The organism is Micromonospora sp. RTBAU3-60 (genome assembly GCF_054963695.1).
Window position 1 is genome coordinate 19,775 of record NZ_JBUEGB010000031.1, and the last position, 17,297, is coordinate 37,071.

The 17,297-nt window shown below is 69.5% G+C and carries 13 protein-coding genes and 1 pseudogene; 9 read left to right on the plus strand and 5 right to left on the minus strand.

What is annotated here, in order from left to right; all coding sequences use genetic code 11:
• Positions 1-303 precede the first annotated feature (303 nt).
• Positions 304-858: a hypothetical protein gene (locus ACY34I_RS25590; RefSeq protein ID WP_462757561.1), complete on the plus strand. Its 555-nt coding sequence runs from the start codon at positions 304-306 to the stop codon at positions 856-858.
• Positions 859-910: 52 nt separating this feature from the next.
• On the opposite strand, the gene ACY34I_RS25595 is transcribed toward ACY34I_RS25590, so the two are convergent.
• From ACY34I_RS25595 to ACY34I_RS25605, 3 genes are all read right to left on the minus strand, one after another.
• Entirely contained in the window at positions 911-1,108 is a 198-nt protein-coding gene (locus ACY34I_RS25595) for a hypothetical protein (protein WP_462757562.1), read from the minus strand.
• Positions 1,109-1,358: 250 nt separating this feature from the next.
• The gene (locus tag ACY34I_RS25600; RefSeq protein ID WP_462757563.1) at positions 1,359-1,577 is read right to left on the minus strand and encodes a hypothetical protein; all 219 of its coding nucleotides are present in this window, start codon (positions 1,575-1,577) and stop codon (positions 1,359-1,361) included.
• A gap of 169 nt (positions 1,578-1,746) precedes the next feature.
• Complete coding sequence (locus ACY34I_RS25605) at positions 1,747-2,508, minus strand: DUF6928 family protein (protein ID WP_462757564.1); 762 nt, start codon at positions 2,506-2,508, stop codon at positions 1,747-1,749.
• A gap of 257 nt (positions 2,509-2,765) precedes the next feature.
• Here ACY34I_RS25605 and ACY34I_RS25610 point away from each other — a divergent pair.
• A pseudogene (locus ACY34I_RS25610) lies at positions 2,766-2,852 on the plus strand (integrase); the annotation flags it as partial.
• Positions 2,853-2,999: 147 nt separating this feature from the next.
• Here ACY34I_RS25610 and ACY34I_RS25615 read toward each other — a convergent pair.
• Positions 3,000-3,452 (minus strand): winged helix-turn-helix transcriptional regulator, encoded by a 453-nt coding sequence (locus ACY34I_RS25615; protein WP_462757565.1) that lies wholly within the window; start codon positions 3,450-3,452, stop codon positions 3,000-3,002.
• A gap of 91 nt (positions 3,453-3,543) precedes the next feature.
• On the opposite strand from ACY34I_RS25615, the gene ACY34I_RS25620 reads away from it, so the two are divergent.
• From ACY34I_RS25620 to ACY34I_RS25640, 5 genes are all read left to right on the plus strand, one after another.
• Entirely contained in the window at positions 3,544-4,137 is a 594-nt protein-coding gene (locus ACY34I_RS25620; RefSeq protein WP_462757566.1) for a dihydrofolate reductase family protein, read from the plus strand.
• A gap of 83 nt (positions 4,138-4,220) precedes the next feature.
• Positions 4,221-4,604 carry a PPOX class F420-dependent oxidoreductase gene (locus ACY34I_RS25625; protein WP_462757567.1) on the plus strand — a complete coding sequence of 128 codons (384 nt, stop codon included), beginning with the start codon at positions 4,221-4,223 and terminating at the stop codon, positions 4,602-4,604.
• Positions 4,605-4,928: 324 nt separating this feature from the next.
• Positions 4,929-6,644 (plus strand): hypothetical protein, encoded by a 1,716-nt coding sequence (locus ACY34I_RS25630; protein ID WP_462757568.1) that lies wholly within the window; start codon positions 4,929-4,931, stop codon positions 6,642-6,644.
• Between the two features lie 618 nt (positions 6,645-7,262).
• Positions 7,263-9,413, plus strand: a complete 2,151-nt coding sequence (gene ligA / locus ACY34I_RS25635; protein WP_462757569.1) for an NAD-dependent DNA ligase LigA — start codon at positions 7,263-7,265, stop codon at positions 9,411-9,413.
• A 246-nt stretch (positions 9,414-9,659) separates the two neighbouring features.
• Positions 9,660-10,109, plus strand: a complete 450-nt coding sequence (locus ACY34I_RS25640) for a hypothetical protein (protein WP_462757570.1) — start codon at positions 9,660-9,662, stop codon at positions 10,107-10,109.
• Between the two features lie 890 nt (positions 10,110-10,999).
• On the opposite strand, the gene ACY34I_RS25645 is transcribed toward ACY34I_RS25640, so the two are convergent.
• Positions 11,000-14,764, minus strand: a complete 3,765-nt coding sequence (locus ACY34I_RS25645; RefSeq protein ID WP_462757571.1) for a S8 family serine peptidase — start codon at positions 14,762-14,764, stop codon at positions 11,000-11,002.
• A 230-nt stretch (positions 14,765-14,994) separates the two neighbouring features.
• Between ACY34I_RS25645 and ACY34I_RS25650 the strand changes: the two genes are divergently transcribed.
• Positions 14,995-16,020, plus strand: coding sequence for a helix-turn-helix domain-containing protein (locus ACY34I_RS25650; protein WP_462757572.1), 1,026 nt, complete (start codon positions 14,995-14,997; stop codon positions 16,018-16,020).
• A gap of 400 nt (positions 16,021-16,420) precedes the next feature.
• The gene (locus ACY34I_RS25655; protein ID WP_462757573.1) at positions 16,421-17,272 is read left to right on the plus strand and encodes a GNAT family N-acetyltransferase; all 852 of its coding nucleotides are present in this window, start codon (positions 16,421-16,423) and stop codon (positions 17,270-17,272) included.
• Positions 17,273-17,297: the final 25 nt, after the last annotated feature.

Consider the following 17,297-nt stretch of genomic DNA (forward strand, 5'->3'; position numbering starts at 1 on the left):
GCCGTTGCAGCCGTCGGAGCCGCGCCATGTGCCGTCGTCGCGAAACTCTACGTACGGTGCCTCGAACCTGTTCCGCCGATCATCAGCGGGTGCCCATCGACCGAGCAGAGTCTCGCTGCGCGCTGGCGTCAAGGCCGCTGGCAGCTCGATCGGCGCGACGGCGCGTCGGGCCTCGTCGGTGACCACGGGCGTAATGGCGGCCTGGGACCCGCAGTTGTGGTGTGCCGCGGCAGTCAGGCCAGCCGCGCGAGAAGGTTGGATCGTCTTCGGCTGCCGACGAGGAGATTCTCCAGGACCACCCGGATGGGTTACCTGTTCTACCCTCGGCGGGTGCGCCAGCGAGTCTTTGCCCGCATCGCCGTACTCGGCTCGGCGCTGGTCGGTGTTCTGCTGCTGTGTGGCCTGGCCATACTGCAATGGGGCGACCCGATCGAGAGCCCGGGCGAGCGTGCGTTCGAGTGCACGGATGCCGATCACCGGTTGGCCGAGCAGTTGGCACGAGAGCCGGTGTTGACGTCTCCTCCATCCGGCACCACCCTCGACCGCAGCCACCAGGCCCCATGCGGAGGTGAGAGCGACTCATGGGGGCGCGTTTACGCGGAGATCGGCTTGCCGCCAGGCACCCCGATGGAACCTGTTATCGATCACTACCGCGCCTTGCTCACGGCAGGCCAGTGGAGGATCGCGCCGGGCCCAGAACCGGCAGAGCAGTTGTGCGCCGACCGGGTGACGAACGGGCAGCTGGTGCGTCTGCTCCTGTTGCATGGGCGATTTCCGGCAGGTCCGCAGAGCTACGGCAAGATTGAGATTGAGGTCAGCTTTCTACCCGGCGGGGAAGCCCTTGGCTGCCCCAGCTGAGGGGGTACCCAGCTAGCGATCCAGGGGTAGCGGTGCTTCAAGGAGATTTTTGCTATCGCCGCTGATCGGTTGACTGCTGGACGGGGAGGGCGCTGCTCCAGACGTATACCCACGGCGGGCCGCCGCCGGCGATCGACTCCAGCGCGTACACGCCGTTCACCTCGGCGTCGAGCAACTCGCCGCCGTACTCGATCCACAACCAGTTCTGATCGATCGTTGCAGGGGGCACGCCGTCCTCGTCGATCGGCACCAGAACTGCGGCCGTCCACCGGCCCTCCGACGCACGGTACGTCGATCTTCACCCACATGTTTTGATCATCGGCCGAGACCTGGCAGCGCCAGGCGTGTTCCGCCAATTGGGCTGTTCCCGGTCTGGGGCTACCGCCTTGCCGGTAGGGCGGCCACGGTGCGTGGGGCCGACGCCAGGTGCACGGCGCCGTACCGCGGGTTCGGGGGTATGGCCACGCCGGTAATCTCCGGAAGCGGCGCGCCGGATTCCGTCAGGGCGCCTGATCGTGGAAGTAGACGGTGGCCGACCACCAGGCACCGTCGGCGGTGACCTCGCTGTGCAGGATGACGTCCTGGATCTCGATGCCAGGCCGTTCTTCGATACTGTCTGCGATGCGGCGTAGCAGCGCCGGGACGCTGTCCTGACCGGGGCCGGCGGGGTTGGCCTGCGAGAAGTGTTTGATGGTCCAGGAATCCGGTTCAGACGACATGTCGGCAGTCTTCCAGGGCGCTCTGCGTCTTTCCGGTGATACCCGCCGCACCCGCTCCACGGCGTCCCCGCCCCGTACCCACGCTCCATTGCTGGCCGTTGTCGCGCACGAGAACCTCCGTGTCGCCGAATCGATCTGCCTGGCACTTCTCCGGTCGAAGGGCACGGGATCAATAGCTGTTCGGGCTGACCTCGTGCATCGTCCCGTCTGGTCCCATCCGGAACGTCCGTGGTGGGCCCATGGCCCGTAGCACCTTCGCGTAGAGGGCTTCACGCGCGGCCTGTTCCTCGCCGGACGGGTCGGTCACGCGGAAGCCGTGCAGGTGAACAGCTTCGGTGTCGACGTCGTCCGGCTCGGGCCGCCCCTCAATGACGAAGCCGAACAGGGCGCGCAAGGCTTCCCCGCCGAGCTTGAGGGGATGGAACGGCAGTGGGTATGGGCCCTGGTTGGGCCAGCCTGGTACGGGTTTGACGGGGTGTTCGCCCGCCCAGTAGGGCAGCTCGAAGTCGTACGGCTTGCCGATATTCTCCTGGATGCCGCCGTCGGGTGACAGGCTCAGCGATCTTATGAGTTCGCCGTCTTCCCAGACCGCGAAGGCAAGGGAGCCGGAAACCGAGTGCATCCCGTGCATGATGATCCGCCTGCCCGCACCCGCTTGACGCAGGTGTTCCGGCAGCTCAGACGGGCGGTCAAGGACGAGCCGCCGGTCGCAGTACAGCTCCACCCCGGCCAGCTTCGTGGCGTACGTGACGTCATCTGGCGGGTAGATGTCCTCGAACAGTGTGCCGTCGTCGGCGGGCTCGACGTCGTAGCCGGGGTGGACCCGGCGCACCAGCGCCTCGGTCTCGGCTCGCTCTACGCGGGCGGCGCCACGCAACGCGGCGCGGATATCTCCATCGGCGAATGCCAGCAGGGCTGTCTTCGCGCCCACGTCGCCCCTCCAGGTCCTCAGCTTCGGACAAGCGCCTGCACAGTACCCGCCGACGAATCCCCGAGTAGGCCCTCCTCGCACGCTGTCTCGCCATGGCGGCCGCCCGCCGATTGACTCTCGGCGGGCGGCTGGCCACGTGCTGGGGTTAGCTACCGCACGAGCTGATCAGCCCGATCATCGCGATGGCGGCCGTGCGTTGGCCATGAACGTTCACCGGCTTGGTGACACGCCGCGCAGCGCCCGCCCGGACGGTGCGACGCAACGCCAACGCCCGTCACCTCGGCGTCCTGGCAGCTCAACGCCGCAAACGTGCCCGCATCCGCAGCGAACGCCAACAACGATGAGGCCGCTCACGACCGAGAGCCGCAAGGACCCATCAAACCCGGCAAACGTGTGGTGGTCGTCTGACGCTCGCCGCGTTTGGCTTGGGAGCGCGTCCGACGGCGGTCGCGGATGCCTTTGGGCGGCCAGGGGCTCTGGGCTCGTCTCGGTCAGGCGGCTGCGCCGGGGCCTGGCAGCGGGTCGACGTCGTTTGCGTGCATCGGCTCGCCGCAGTGGGCGCAGCGCAGGTCGACACCGCTGACCTCGCCGCACGCGTGGTGACGGTAGAGCACTGGCGGGCCGGCCTCGCCCGCGAGCCATTTGTCTCCCCAACCGGCCATGACCATGAGCAGATCGACCAGCTCGGCGCCCTTCTCCGTCAGGACGTACTCGTAGCGCGGTCGCCGGTCGTAGGGGCGGCGCTCGAGCACGCCCTGGTCGACGAGGTGGTTCAGCCGCTCAGTCAGGACCTTGCGCGAGATCCCGAGGTCGGCTTGGAGCTGCTCGAACCGGGTGAGCCCGACCCATACGTCACGCAGGACCAGCGGTGACCAGGGCTCCCCGATGACGTCGAGCGTACGGGCGATCGAGCACGCCATTTTGCTGAAGTCCGTGCGTTGCATGGGGGCAGTCTAGCAATCGGGGTTCCCTTAGGGAACTGAACTTGCTATGGTCACAGCGTCTCTTGAAGGAACCCCGGAAAGGATCACGGAGATGAGCAAGGTCATCAGCGCCCACGCGGTGTCGGTCGACGGTTACATCACCGGCCGCGACCCCGGCGCCGGGCGTGGGCTCGGCGACGGGACGATGCTCTTCGACTGGTACTTCGACGGCGACACACCCAGCCAGGTGTTCGACGGATTCAGGCTGAGCGCGCCCAGCGCCCCGGTCTTCGACGCCCTCGCCGCACGCGTGGGCGCCGTCGTGGCGGGCCGCAACACCTACGAGGACTCCGACCATTTTGGAGGCGGCAGCCCCCACCCGACCGCCCGACTGTTCGTCCTCAGCCACCGGCCGGCACCGGAGATCACCGAGCGGCAGACCCTCATCACCACCGGCATCCAAGACGCGGTCGCCGCGGCCCGCGAGGCCGCCGGCGACAAGGACGTCGGCCTCATGGGCGGCGGCGTCGTGACCGAGGCGCTGAAGGCGGGCCTCGTCGACGAGGTGGTCCTCCACCAGGTGCCGGTCCTGCTCGGCGGCGGCCGGCCCTTCTTCCAGTCCCTCCCCGAGCACGTGCGCCTACGCCTCGTCGACGCCGTCCCGGCGCCCGGCGTCACCCACCTCCACTACAAGGTCGAGCGCTGACCCCCGCCACCGACAAGGTCGCGTCACCCGCCGACAACCACCGCCAGAAGCCCACCCAGAACCCACGACAGGAGATGACCACGATGCTCGACCCCGATGTGCGCCGCGTGCTCGACGGCACCTCGATCGCCCACCTCGCAAGCGTCCTGCCCGACGGCGCCCCCCACTGCGTCCCTGTCTGGATCGGCACGCACGGCGACCACGTCGTGATCCTCACCGGCCCGCACTCGCGCAAGGCCCGCAACCTGCGCCGCGACCCTCGGGTCGCGCTCTCCCTGACACCAGCCGACAACCCGTTCCAGCCGGTCATCGTCCGCGGCCGCGTCATCGAGTGGCTCGAAGGCGACGCGGCCTGGACGATCGTCGACCAACTGTCCACCAAGTACACCGGCCAGCCATATCCGCGAGACGAACAGCGAGTCGTTGCGATCATCGAACCCGAGCGGCAGACGACAGGCGTCGCATGAGCCGACGCTGATCCGTGGCGACTGTTTTCTCTCATGCCGGCCCTGCGTGAGCACCTGGCGGCGTTCGTTGACGACAACCCGGAAATGCCCGGGAGGGCCTCCCGATGCGTGGTATCTAAGATCTCCAATCCGGTCGGCAGTCTTGTAGCATGCGGCGGACGACGGGCGGCAGCCGGAGCGTGGCTCCGGTACGACTCGGCGGGCGGCACCGCCGAGTCGGGCCGCCACGGCTCCCATCAGGTCGGGGCCGGAGTGAGAGAGGAACTGCTCGGCGTGTTCCAGGAACCAAACCGAACCCGGACCGGCGGAAGCTCAATTGGCGGGGTGCAAGGCGCCGCAGGCGGGGTACAAGGCGTCGACCCGCCGGAGGCGTGGGACGCGGAGCTGGCCAAGGCGGTGCGACAGGTCGCTGTGCTGCGCACCGGCTTCTATGTTGTCGTGCTCCTAGTCGCGCTCGGCGGGCAGGTGTCCGGGGCGGTGGAACGGCTCGGTATGCCGTGGTACGTGGCCCTTCCCGCCGTTGGGGCGCTGGAGTTGGGCGGCGTCGTGGTGCTGGCGAACGCCGACGTACGCCGTCGACTGGGCGAACGGGCGATGCTGTCCCGGGTGCTGTCGGCCTGTATCGCCGCCGCGGCGGTCGCTTTCAACTGGCTGGCGCACAGCAACCACCTCGAAGGCGGTTTCTACGCGGGCATGTCTCTGCTCGGTTATCTGGTGTGGCTGATGAACACCGAGAACCAGCGGCGGGACCGGCTGCGCGCCAGGCAGCAGCTGCCACCCACGACGCCGGCGTACGAACCGGTCGGACACTGGTTGCGACACCCGTGGCTGACCCGCCGTGCCCAATCGCTGGCCAAGGCCGACCCTGGGCTCGGGCTCTACGGCTCGCTCGACGCGGCCCGCGCGCAGATTCGCGGCGAGCGGCGGCAGGCGGCGCTCAGCAAGGTGTTGCACCGCAAGATCCGCCGAGCGCTGGACGCCACCACCGCGAACATCGCCCTGGCGGTGTACGACCTCGACGAGATCGCCCGGCGGCTGGCCGAGCAGGCGGACTATGACGGGCTCACCACGCTGATCGCCGCGGATCTGGCACCTGCGCGCGTGCTAGCCGGGAACCTGCCGGCCAGCGGCGGCCGCCGACGGTGGCGCCGGGCCCGTCAACCCGACCCCGCCGCACTAGCCGCAGCCACGCGGCTGCTCACCGTCACCCCGCAGTGGCTGCCTGCCGACACCCCCGAGCCGGACACGGGGACGGCCCCCGCCCCGGACGTCGCCCCCGCGCCGGGCGCAGCCGCGGCGGCGGGCGGGCCGCCCGCATCTCCTTCGATGGACGGGGCCTCCGGCGGCTCAACGGGGCCAGAGTCGGCCGACAACGCGGCGCAGCAGGCAAACGCCACCGAGCAGGCGAGGGACGGTGCCGAGCAACCGGGAGGGGGGCGATCCCGGGCGGCGGCACCGGGCCGTACCGATCGGAAGTCGGAGCACTCCGAAAGCACGGGCCAGCCCACCTCGACCACAAATCAGCCCGACCCGCCCCGCGCCTCCGAGTGGGCGGCGCTGCACGCGGAACTCGCCCCGCTCCTGCCCGCAGCCGCACCGCGCCGAACGCCGCGCAACACACCAGACCGGTCGGCGAACAGCCGGGCGGAGGCATCGGCGACCACGGACGCGCCAGGCTCCGCCACGGAGCCGGCCGACACCGCGCCGCCGGCAACGACCCGCAACACGACGTCAACACCGCGAACCGCAACAGGACGGGCACGTGTAGCCCGAGCCAACGACCCGGCGGACGAGCCAATCGCAGCAGCCACGCGAGAGCTACCCCTGGTGGCCGGGCGGGACCTGCCAGACCTGGTACACACTGCGGCGAGCCGCACCACATCACCCGTCGCGGTCCCCGACGCCGCCGAAGGGGCCACCGAGCAACGATCAGCGTCGCGACCGCGGCAGCGCCGGCGGGACGACGCGGACCCGCGACCGAGCTCCGAGACGGCTCGGCGTCGCCCGAGCATCCAGTCGGCCGAGGCCGGTCGGCCCTGACGGCGCGCTGAGTACCCAGCCGCTGGCACCGGCTCCAACAGCCGTGTCCCCGGGATCTCCTTAACGACGGGCGACGCCAAGCCAACGCGCGGAGGCGTGCCTGCCATCGGCGGCGGTGCGGGTCCCGCCGCCCGGTAGGCCCGTCCAACCAGATGGTGGATGGATCCGCTGCCTCGCAGACGCTACATCGCAAGCGCCATGATCATGATGCCAGCGACGGCCTTACCCGCCGCGATGCGAAGAAGATCAGCACACTCCGTCCTGCCGCCGCCCACGCTACGAAGGAGCGGGTACGGAGCGTGAGGATCGCTGGCGAGCGGCAGCGCTCGGTCAGCAGCAGTGAGCGTGTATCGCCGACGAGGTCTCGCAGCTGTATCTGGCCATCCCCGCGCCCGATAGGTCCTCGGCCCGGCCCTAACCACCGCCGACCGGGATCGGATCCTTGCCCACACCGCCGCGCCCATCCCGATCCAACTGCGTAGGCATGATCCCGCGCCTGATGGCGGCATCGATGTCGTACCCGGCCAGTAGTTTGTGCAGCAGGTCAGCTCAAGTCGGGCAAGTCTGTGCCGCGCCGCCGCCGCGGGGGTGGCCAGCGCGAATTCAAGGAGGTCGGCGATGGCCAGCCCCGGTGTTACGGGTCTTGAGGACCGGGTCGACGCCGTCGACCCGGTCGTTGACGCCGCGCGCGCCGAGCCCTTCGATTCGGTGCAGGCGTACGGGTCAGCGATCGCCGACGTCCGGGCGGCCGCCGCGGCGTATTACAGCGGGCCGGGCATGGTCATGGACGATGCGACCTACGACGCGTTGTTGGCGCGGGTCGCCGCGACCGAGGCCGCCCGCCCGGAGTGGAAGGCCGACGACTCTCCGACGGAGGTGGTCGCGGCCGGCGCTGGTGTGATTGGCGACGTCGAGCACAGTTCGCCGATGCTCAGCCTGGACAACGTGTTCGATGAGGAGACGCTGCGCAAGTGGGCCGTCCGGCTGGAGCGGTTGTTGGGCCGGCCGGTCGGTGGGTACACGGTCGAGCCGAAGATCGACGGTCTGGCGGTCGCTGCCCGATACGTCGACGGGCGGCTGACCCTGGTCGCTACCCGCGGTGACGGGCGGGCCGGTGAGGATGTGACCGGGCAGGCCCGGCGGGCGGTCGGGTTGCCTGCCCGCCTGGCGGAACCGTTGACGGTAGAAGTGCGCGGCGAGGTGTTCATGACCGACGCCGACTTCGCCGCCGCCAACGTGCTGCGTACCGGTCACGGCGAGCCGGCGTTCACGCACCCGCGCAGCGCTGCGGCCGGTACTTTGCGCGCGCAGGACCGCGCCTACGACGCGCCGCTGTCGTTTCTGGCGTACGCCGTACACGGCCTTGACGGCGCCGACGGTGAGCCGGTGCCGCACTCGGTGGCGATGGCCCGCGTCGGGCGGCTCGGCGTCGCGACGACCGCGACCTCGGCGGCGGGGATGCCGCTGTGCGCGAGCGTCGAGGAGGTCATCGCCGCGGTGGAGGCTCTGCGCTCCCGCCGTGGGGAGCTGGGGTTCGGGGTGGACGGGGCGGTCATCAAGGCCGACCAGCCCGCCGACCGGGAACGGGCGGGCTTCTCCAGCCGGGCACCGCGGTGGGGCATCGCCTACAAGTTTCCCGCCGACACCCGCACGACGCGACTTCTGCGCATCGAGGTCCAGGTCGGCCGCACCGGCGTGATCACCCCGGTCGCTGTGCTCGAACCGGTCGTCGTCGGTGGCGTCACCGTCGCCTCCGCCACTCTGCACAACTTCGACGACATGGTCCGCCGTAACGTCTGGGCCGGTGACACCGTGTTCGTGCGCCGCGCCGGCGATGTCATCCCCGAGGTCACCGGTGCCAAGCTCGATGACCGGCCGGCCGACGCCGTGCCGTTCGAACCTCCGATGGTCTGTCCCCGCTGCGGCGGCGACATCGACCGCTCGCAGAAGCGGTGGCGCTGCACCCGCGGTCGGGCCTGCGGTGCGCACGAGTCCCTCGCGTACTACGCCGCCCGCGACTCGATGGACATCGAAGGACTCGGCGACAAGATCATTAATGTGTTGGTGGCGGCCAAGCTCGTGACCGACCCAGCCGACCTGTACGACCTCGACGTGCCCACCCTCGCCGCGCTCGACAGGATGGGTGAGATCTCCGCCGGCAAGCTGGTCGCCAACATTCAGGCATCGAAGGACCGTCCGTTGTCGCGGGTGCTGACCGGCCTCGGGGTACGGATGACCGGCCGGTCCATGTCCCGGCGGCTGGCCCGACACTTTGGCACCATGCAGGCCTTGCTCGACGCCAGCGTCGACAACCTCCAACAGGTCGAGGGCGTCGGCCCGGAACGCGCTGTCACCATCGCCGCCGAGCTGGTCGAGCTGATCGGCGTGATCAACAAACTCGCCGCGCGCGGGGTGAACCTGACCGAACCCAGCGCCCCGGCCGTCGCCGCCCCGGCTTCGGACGGCGCAGCCGCCCGTCCTCTCCCGCTGCAGAGGCCCGACGGAACCCCGATGACCGTCGTCGTGACCGGCACCGTCCCAGGCCTGACCCGCAACGAGGGAAACGAGGCCGTCGAAACGCTCGGCGGAAAGCCCTCCGGATCGGTGTCCAAACGTACCGACATGGTCGTCGTCGGCGACGGCGCCGGCACAAAAGCCGACAAGGCCGAGCAACTGGGCATCCGGATCCTGCCCGCTGACCAGTTCGCCGCCCTACTACACGCCCACGCCACCGGGGACATTGACACCATGAGCAGGATCCTTGCCTGAACCGAACAGTCGATCTCACATGCTGCCCACGGCGTCCAGGGGTCGTCCGGTCCAAGGTTTCCGCGACTTTCCTGCCGCGCGACGTGTCACCGACCAAGCGAAGCCGAGTCATCCACCAACTGAAGTCCGACATCGCCGGCAGCCGGGCGCGTCTTGCCCGTGTAGCCACCGGTACTTCAGCTCGCGTTGGTCGTAGCTGGTGAACCGCAAGCGAAAGGGCCTGCTGGTCAATGTGATGCTCGTGGCATGGCCCCACTACACCCCCGCTACGAGCCGATCATGACCCCGCCTCCGAATCCGGAGCGCCGTCGCTTGTTGGCTGCCACCGTGTTCGGAGCTGTGCTGGTGCTGTTCGGCATGTTCACCGTCGGTCAGGCGCTCTGGCTCAACGCGAACGGGAGCACCAGACAGGCCCGGGTCGTGGCCGAACAACATGGCTCAAAGGGCGATTTTGTCCGCGTGCAATTCGCCGACACGGGCGACGAGGTGAACCTGTGGGCCTGGAGCGGAGAGCCCAAGGTCGGTACGACCATGACCGTCATCTACAACGAAAGCCACAAATGGGCCAAGGACGCCCATGCGTTTGCCCCAACAACTCGCCTGGAGTTCGGGTTCGGCGGAGGGCTCGGTGCCCTCTGCGCTCCCTGGGTCTTGCTCGCTTGGCGCCGCTGGCGCGGCACAAACGGCGAGGTATGAAAGGTCCGCTACCCTCACGACCCGGATGATGAATACCTCGGCCGGGTAGCGGAACCTCACCAAAGCGATCCGGCAGGAATCCAACCGCCGACACCGACCCGCAAGCCAAGCCGACCGCTGACGGGTAGCACTCAGCGGCAGACGTCCGCCCGGACGTGTACACCGCGCCACGGCGGCAGGTCCGCTGCCCACACCCGCCAGCCGCAGGCGTCCCGCCGGGTCTCGAACCGCCACGGGTGGGCTGTGCCGCTGAAATCTAGGCGCTTCGACAGGCAGGGTCCGTCTGCGTTCGTGAGCTCGGGCGACGGTCCGCGCTCGGCCAACGGCGGCTGTCTTTCCCGGCTGGTTGCCTGTCACCGTTGCTGTCGACAGCCACCTCTTGCTGCAGCCCGGGCACACCGTTGCATTCGCCACCCAACGAACACGTAGGCCAGGAGAGGAAACGCGACCAGGAGGGCGGCCCGCCCTACAACCGCCGGGCCGGGATGATGGAACTGATCTGCGACGACGACCTGGCAGCCGCTGTACTGCACACCATGCGGACCTGCGGGGTTCCCGTAGTGCAGTTCAGCACACTTGGTGATCACGTCGCCCGGGACCATCTGTGAGCGGTTTCGCCCACTGCATGACCGGCCGGCTGGTCAGGTCTTGCCGGACCGGTCGCGGCCCTACGGTTCGGTTGTCGCACCTTGGCGTCCCCACAACCGCCACGCTGAGGTCGCGACCCCGTCGCCGGGTCTCCCTCGCGGCCACGCCCATGAGGTTTTCCTCAGGGCTGGGAGCCGCTTTCCAACGGTTCAGGGGGTGGCCGTGGGTCGGCGGTCACCCTCGCGATCGGGACCCGCCGACGCGTGGTTGGCGGTCGGCGGGTCCCGGTCGTTCGGCGATCCTCAGCGCACGTCGTAGGCGCGCGTGATGGTCTGGGAGACCTTGGCTCCCTTGGCGTCCGTGAACTCGACGCGCAGGCTGACCTGCTTGCCGGAGTCACCGGAGTGGTTAATGGCGAACTCTGGGCCTCCGGGGGTGAGGCTCGTCGTGCCCTCGGCCCAGGTCGTGCCGTTGTCGGTCGAGGTCCACACGTGGGCCTCCACGATGGCGCCGGCCGGGTAGCCCGGGTTCGCCTGGACGCGTGCCGGGATCGTGACGGACCCAGCCGCGACCGTCTTGACCCCGTCAGCGGGGATGCCCAGACGCGGCATGAGCATCGGCAGCGGGCGGCTGTAGACGTCGGGCTCCTCGTGCGAAGAGAACGTCCACGTGGTCCGGATCGCCGTCGAGCGCTTCCAGAACTTGGCCGGAGCCCCGACCTTCTCCGTGTTCAGCGTCAGCTCGTAGGTGGCGTCTTCGGGCGACACCGTGAAGACGTCGGACGGGTACGCGCTCGTGGCGATGGTGACACCGTTGCGCTTGAGCACCATGTTGCCGAGGTCGCCGAAGGAACCGCCGTCGGCCCAGTGACCGGCGCTGTCGGCCCAGATCGTCGGGGCGACCCCGAGGAGGTCACCTTGACGCTCGGCGATCATCTGCGGCGTCCCGTCGCTGCCGTTGCGGACGCCGGGGGTGACTGACCCGCCGTACCACGAGTCCGTGACCAGCTGACCGGGGGCGAAGGTCCGGAAGCGGTCGTTCATGACCTCGCCGAAGGGGAAGCTCGAGATGATGGACTTGAACCACTGCGTCCCGTCGGCGGTCAGGTACTCCGTTCGGGTGTTCGGCACCGCGAGAGCGTCGATGCCGCCGACGGCGAACGCGACGGTGCTCGGGCGCTGGGCCGCGGTCATGTCACCGAAGTCGGTCGTGGCACCCATGCTGGAGTACGTCGCCTGGATGCGACCGAGGGAGGCGTCGGCCACGTCGTGCTTCTGGGCCGTGACGAGCTGGCCGTCGGAGAAGAAGCCGAGCGTGTAGGCGTACGGACTCTTGGCCTGCGCCGACCAGGTGAGCGTCACCGGACCGGCTGCGAGCTCGGAGCCGAGGGCGGATCCCTCGGCCGCGGGCAGGGTGTAGACGGGCAGGGGGGCCGCGGTGAGCCCGGCGGACGCGAGCCAGGTTCCGGGGTCGTCGCGGTAGAGGAGCAGTGCCTTGGCTCCGGCGCTCGCAGCCCTCGTCTGGATCGAGGAGTCGCTGCCGCTCGGAATGTGGGCCACGGCAACCTTGCCCGCGACGTCGACTGCCTTGAAGTCGGCGGCGGTGCCTGCACCGACCGAGACGGCCGCGGCGGTGCCCTGCCCGTCGAGGTTGCCGACACCGGGGCGCGGCGAGAGCGGGTGCAGGGCGAGCCCAGCCGACGTCGTCATCGACGAGACGAGCGGCGTGATCCGGCGGCTCCAGTGCCCGAACTCGAACGAGCCGTCACCCTTGGCTACCTTGCCGGTGATCTGGGCGTAGATCTCGCGGGTGCCGGCGCCTGTTGTCATGGACCCGGCGTGCAGCCACGAGGTCGGCCACTGCCGCTCGAAGGTGAGCGTCGTCGAGCGGAGCTCGCTCGGCTGCTCGGTCGAGACTGTGAGCGGGTGCGCCTGTCGGGCGTCGAGCACGATCGAGGTGTCCTTGTCGATCGTCACCTCCGGACGGGCGAGGTAGGTCAGCGACTGCGGGGGCGACGGGTTCGCCGCTCCAGAGGTCGGCGTGAGCGCGAACGACGTGAGGAAGTAGCGGCCGGGGCGGACGGTGTAGGTCTGCACCTTGCCGCTGACGGATCGCCGCTCGCCCTTGGAGGTGTCCGTGTTGACGACGTCGACCGACGAGGCGCCGGTGGCGGGGTTTCCGTTGCGGTCGAGGACGGTCAGCTTCAGCGTCACCGCGGGGGCGGTGGCGTAGAGGTTGAACGCGGTCGAGACCCGCTGGCCGCCGCCGGTTGCGATGATTCGGGCGGTGATGTCCCCGAGTGAGCTGTCGGGGATGTTCGCGCCGAGCTGGACCGTCACCGGGACCTCGACGGTGCCGTGCGCTGGCACGACCACGTGCTGGGGGAGCCTGACGAGCGGTGTGTTGACCGGGCGGTTGTCGTTGCCGGTGACCTTCTCGACGGAGAGACGAAGGTCGACGGGCGCATCGCCGGCGTTCGCGTAGGTGAGGCTCTTAGAGTTGTACGCCTTGGTCTGCGGGTACGCGAACTCGCCTCCGTAGACGCTCGACTGTCCGGTGACCGTTTGGGAGAGCATCCGCGCGATGTCGAGGCGACCGGCGCCGACTTCCTGGGCAGCGCCCGCGACCGTCGGGTCCGCCGAGGAGGTGAGGAGTTCTTTCAGCTGCTCACCGGTGAGGGCGGGGTTGGCCCCCTTGGCGATGGCGGCCGCCCCTGCGACGTGCGGGGTCGCCATCGAGGTGCCTGACATCGAACGGTAGGCGTACACGCCGCGGCCGCCGGCGGCCGCGGCGAGGATCCCCACGCCTGGCGCGGCGATCTCCGGCTTGAGCGCGTGGGTGCCGCCGACCGGCCCGCGGCTGGAGAAGTACGCGGTCGTGTCGGTGGAGTCCACCGCGCCGACGGTGAGCGCCGACGTGGCGCACCCCGGGCTCGACACCGTGTTCTGGGCGGCGCCGATGTTGCCGGCCGCGATGACGAACAGGCTGCGACTGGAGCGCGAGAGCTCGTTGACGGCCTGTGCGATCGGGTCGTCGCACGTTGTCGTCGGCTGCGTGCTACCGAGGCTCATGGAGACGACGTCGGCGTTGTTCGCGACGGCCCACTGCATGCCTGCGATGATTTGCGACTCGTAGCCGGCGCCCGAGTCGTCGAGGACCTTCCCGATGAGCAGCTGGGCGCCAGGAGCGACACCACGCTCCTTGCCGCCGCTCTCGGCTCCGGTGCCGGCGACCGTCGACGCGACGTGGGTGCCGTGGCCGACCTTGTCGTCGGTGCCGTACTTGGATCCGGTGAAGTCCTTGGTCTGACCGATCCGGCCGGCAAGGTCGGGGTGACCGGCGTCGACGCCGGTGTCGAGGACGGCGACCTTGCTGCCCTTGCCGTCGAGGCCGGCCGTCCAGGCCACGGGGGCGCCGACCTGGGCGGTCGAGTCGGCGAGGGACGCGCGCAGGGCACGGTCGAGCCAGAGCTTGGTGAGGCCCTTTCCGGCGCCTGAGCTCTTGTCGGTCAGTTCTGACCACGCCGCCGTGACGTCCGACTTGTCCAGGGCATACGACAGCGAGTTGACCGAGGCGAGAGTGCTGCTCTTGCTGGCCCCCGTCGGCGCGGGCGTCGTGTCTGAGATCGTCCGGTTGCCCTCGTCGTACTGGGCGATGAGGCGGATGGCGTCGGCGTGGGCGTCGTCGAATCCCTCGGCGACGAGGCCGGTCACGTTGAAGAGCTCGCGGTCGACAAGGTCTGTCGCGAGAGCCTGGGCAGCCGTGGCGGGGAAGACGTAGAGGTTGTCGCCGTCGCGGAGGGTCTCGTAGTCAGGAACAGTGCCGTCGACTCCGGGCAGCATCTGGGCGAGCGGCTGGCCGTCCGCCGTGCGCGTGATCCGGACCCGGTCGCCCGAGATGAGAGTGACAGTCGCCGGCTGCTGGCCGTGTGCCTGGTTGGCTGACCCGACGATGGGCCGTGACTCGCCTGCGGCCGAAGCGCCGACGGCTGATGAGGAGAGGGCGGTCGCGGCGATGGCGAGTATGCCGGCCGACGCGAGGGTATGACGTCGCCAGGTGCGGCGCATGGGACCTCCGTGAGGATGGAGCCGGGCACGAGGCCCAGTGGGTGGGGACGGGGTGGAGCCGGGCGCGTCCTCGCCGCTGCCGGCGCCGGAAGTGGGGCCGGTACCGTTGAGAAGAGTGCCAACGACGCCCGCCTCGGGGAACTGGTGCGGGCAGGCGGAGAATCGACATGGCGTGTTCTCGACAGGCCAGCGTGCGCGACGGCCGGGCCGAACGGCGCGAAGGGAGGCCGATGGCCATGGAGGTCGATCTCAGCGCCATTGGCCTGACAGCGGCACAGGAGCGCGACTATCAGTCCCTCGTCGTTGATGGTGGCGGGACCTTGGAAGCACTCGCGGCACGATGGCGTCGCCCCGTCCAGGAGGTCGACGAGGTTCTCGTGTCGCTGCGCGACCTCGGGCTCGTCGAGGTGGTGGCGTTCGAGCCCGGCGTGTGCCGGTGGCGTCCCACGGCCCCGGAGGTCTCGCTGCAGGGGTTGCTCAACTCGCGTCGGCACGCCCTGGCCGTGGCGGAGACGTCGGTGGCTCGGCTGACCGAGATGTTTCGCCGCGACCTCAACCATGCCGACGTCGGCGATCTCGTCGAGGTCGTGCTCGGAGCGGCAGCAGTCGGGGGACGGTTTCTTCAGCTCGAGCTGAGCGCGAGGGACGAGGTCTGTGCCTTCGTCGACGCCCGCCCCGTCGCCCTGAACCCGCAGGACAACCGCGCCGAGGAGCAGGCCCTCGACCGCGGCGTCAGGTTCCGGGTCGTCATAGAGCGGGCGGCGTTCGAGGATGATGCGACGGTCGCCGAGGCGCGGGCGGCCCTCGGCTCCAACGCCCAGGTCCGGGCCGTGGCAAAGGTCCCGACCAAGCTGCTGGTGACCGACGGGGCCGTGGCGATGGTGCCGCTCTCAGTCCGCGGATACGACGCGGCTGCCGTCGTCATCCGGGCCCCGAGCCTCGTCCATTCGTTGGTGACGCTCTTCGAGTCCGTCTGGGCAACGGGGGTCCCCCTTGTCCTGAGCCCTGACGGCTCCCTCGTCGACGGTCCCGCCGCGGGGCTGGACTCGCTCGACGTGGCCCTCTTGTCGCTGATGCTCGGCGGGCTCACCGACGATGCCGTCGGCAAACAACTCGGGATGAGCGGACGGACCGTGCAGCGCCGGATCCGCGCGCTCATGGGCCTCACGGGATCGACGACTCGGATGCAACTCGGCTGGGAGGCGTCCGAGCGCGGTTGGGTCACTCGTCGCTCCGATGACGCGTACCCGTCCTGAACTCGTGCGCGGAGCTGGCATAGGCCGGTCACGTCGACGACGCCTTGGGCGGTGGTCGAGGCGCCGTCAGTGAGCCGTCGAAGCCGACGGTAGGAGCTCGGCGACGAGGCGCTCGACACCCTCACGGATCTCATCGCGGGTCGGCCGAACCGCGTCAACGTCCTTTCCGGCCGGGTCGTCGAATCGCCGCACGCCGCCCGCCAAGAGCGCGAAGGAAGTCAGATACACGCTCGCGGGCGTGGTCCCTGGTACTCGATCCGCAGCCGGATGCCGCCACAATCACCACGCCGGGCGCCGCGGTCGCAATACGCAGACTGCGGCTCGCAGGAGGTTGAACGCGATCACGCCCGACGACATCGCCTGACAACCTCCCGGGTGGGGCCACCGAGGGAGAATTCCGGTGCACAGCGATTACCGTCATGATGCGATGACCTCAATGAAAGAAGCAAAGCACCCCGACTGCTCTGTTCCCGATCTGCTGGCCGAGATGGAACGGAACCTTGCCGAACACGCGTGTCACCTGCACCGTCACATGCCGGGCCCGACGGTCACGGAGACGGACGACCTCCTGATCGCCGACAGCGGACTGGCCGACGACACGTTCAACATCGTCGCGGCGGCGCGGCTGCGTACGGACACCGCCCGCACCCGGGTCAGGGAGACGGTCCAGGCCCTTGCCGCCACGGGCCGGCCCTTCTCCTGGTGGGTGGGCCCTGTCTCCGCACCGACACAACTGGCCTCATTGCTCGAGGAAGCCGGCCTCACGGCGTCGGAGACTGAGACGGGCATGTGGACGGAACTGAACGCGGCACCACCCCGACCGCACCTTCAAGGCCTGGACATCCATCCTGTGACGAACCCCAGGCAGCTCTCCGACTACGCGACCGTCCTCGCCGCCAGCTGGGATCCGCCAGCCGCCACTGTGCGCCGCTTTTTCGCCGATGCCGCCGCGTGGGCACTCGCCCCCGGCTGCCCCGCCCGTTACCTGGTCGGCTACGTTGACGGCCACCCGGTCAGCTCGGCCGAGGTCTTCCTGCACGGGAAGGTCGCTGGGATCTACAACATCGCGACCCTGGCGGCTCACCGCCGACGCGGATACGGCGGCGCCATGACCCTGGCGGCCCTTCGCACCGCCTACGAAGCGGGTTATCGCACGGTGGTCCTGCAGGCGTCCTCGGACGGTGAACCCGTTTACCGCCGCCTCGGTTTCAAGCCGTGCGGCGGATTCACCGAGTACGCCGTCACACCGTGACGTTTTGTCCGGCACACAGACGCCG